Below are 1,649 nucleotides of genomic sequence, written 5' to 3' on the forward strand. Positions count from 1 at the left end.
CGCCCAGATTGGCGGCGCTGTAGTCGGACCCGCCACCGCCGGCCACCAGGGTGTTGCTGGTCACGGTGTAGTTGCCCGTCACGGACAGGCCGGCCAGGACCATGCCGCCTACCGTGGCGGCGTCGCTCACCACCAGCCCGCCGCTGCCCGGGGTCAGCGACAGGGTGCCGGCGGCGCCCTGGGTGTAAGCGCCGGTGATGCTGACGATGGTCGACAGCGAGAGGTTGGCACCTGTGTTGTAAATGGTTTGCGTGCCGCCGAAGGTGACGTCGTCGTTAAGCCACTGGTTGCCGGAGGCGAAAACCACGTTGGCGGAGGCGGCGTTGAGAACGCCCTTATCTCCGCCGAAGCCGGTCAGGGTGCCGATGGTGGCACCGGTACCGCCAACGATGGTCAGATCGGACGCGCCGCTGTTGTTGATGAAACCCCGGATGACGCCGGTGTTGACCAGCGTGCCGACACCGCCCCCATTCTGGATAGCCAGGGCGGAGGCGGTTCCCCCGCCCGCGGTCAGGGTGCCGCTGTTCCTCAGGGTGAGGATGGTGCCGCCGTTGACCAGGACCCCGACGCCATCGCCCACGACGACGCCGGCGTTATCCAAGGTGTTGAGCTGCCCTTGGACGAAGACGCCGTTCGACGTGCCCGCGATGGTACCGGCGGCGAGATTGGCCAGCGCGTCAACGGTGGCCCCGACATCGATGTTGACGCCATAATTGGCGGTGATACCGCCGCTGTTGGACAAGGTGCCCAGCGTGCCGATGACACGAACGGCGTTGTTGGTTTGGCCGCTGATGAGGCCCGCATTGCTGAGCGCGCCCAGCGTGTCCACGACGACCACGGCTTGGGAACGGGCGGTGATGGTGCCGCCCGAGAGGTTGAGCAAGGTGCCGACGCTATCCTCGACCTTGATGCCCATGCCGTCGGAACTGCGGATCGTGCCGCTGTTGCTGAGCGTACCGACGGTGCCACTGACACCGAGCGCCGTGGACCGGGCGCTGATCAAGCCCCCCGACAGATTGTCCAGCGTCCCCACGACCCCGCCGGAGACACGAACGCCGACGGCATCACCCGCGATGGTCCCTTGGTTCCCCAGCGTTCCGAGAGTGCCGCTGACCATGACGCCAAAGGCGCCGAGCACGCCGCCCGCCTGATTGAGCAGCGTACCCAGGGTGCCTGTATTGGCGACAAAAACAGCCCAGTTCCCACCACTGATGGTGCCGGTGTTGACGATGCTGGCAAGGCTGGCGCCGACATAGTCGTTGCCGATGGTCAGCAGCAGGTTGTCGCTGCCGTCCGCCGCAAGGCCAGCCGCCAGGCCGGTGAAACCGCCGCCCACGACGGCACCGGTGTAGCTGGACCCGCTGCCGCCGGCCACCAGGGTGTGGCTGGCCACGGTGTAGTTGCCGGTCGCCGACAGGCCGGCCAGGACCGTGCCGGCGATGGTGGCGGCGCCGCTGACCACCAACCCGCCGCTGCCCGGGGTCAGCGACAGGGTGCCGGCGGCCCCCTGGGCATAGGCGCCGGTGATGCTGACGATGCTGGTCAGGATCAGGTTGGCGCCGGTGTTCTGCACCGTGTGGCCGGTGGCGTCGATGGCGCCGTTCAGCAGCTGGTTGCCGGCGGCGAACACCAGGTTGCTATTGGTGTTA

At 67.7% G+C, this 1,649-nt stretch carries 1 protein-coding gene; it reads right to left on the minus strand.

Going from position 1 to position 1,649, the window contains the following annotated elements; translation table 11 throughout:
* Positions 1-1,649, minus strand: a 1,649-nt coding sequence (locus tag FBZ89_RS31110) for a beta strand repeat-containing protein (RefSeq protein ID WP_211115436.1), incomplete at both ends; no start/stop codon positions are given.

It is taken from the genome of Nitrospirillum amazonense (assembly GCF_007828045.1).
In the GTDB taxonomy this organism is placed as follows: Bacteria; Pseudomonadota; Alphaproteobacteria; order Azospirillales; family Azospirillaceae; genus Nitrospirillum; species Nitrospirillum amazonense_C.